Here is a 228-nt window from a genome sequence, read left to right as displayed (position 1 = left end):
CTGCTCTCGCGGCGACGTCGTTTACTTTAGCCCCCCGGTGGCCGGAGACGAAATCCGGTTTCCGGGGCGACGGCCGCGGTGGCGGAACGGGTCGGGGCGGTCGTGGTCCAGGGCGATGACGAGGAGGGCGAGGGCGTAGAAGGCGACGCCGAGGTTCGCGGTGTTGCCGAGGGTGCCCACGTAGCCGTGTCGGTGGTCGTCCACAAAGGGGGAGAGGGAGGGCGCCGG

1 pseudogene is annotated in these 228 nt (G+C 71.1%); it reads right to left on the bottom strand.

The window, feature by feature from the left end:
• Nucleotides 1-21 precede the first annotated feature (21 nt).
• Nucleotides 22-228, bottom strand: a pseudogene (locus KVT44_RS57640) (integral membrane regulator); the annotation flags it as partial.

Source organism: Streptomyces sp. GbtcB7 (assembly GCF_019091445.1).
Taxonomy (GTDB): domain Bacteria; phylum Actinomycetota; class Actinomycetes; order Streptomycetales; family Streptomycetaceae; genus Streptomyces; species Streptomyces mirabilis.
This window is presented reverse-complemented; position numbering and strand designations above follow the sequence as displayed.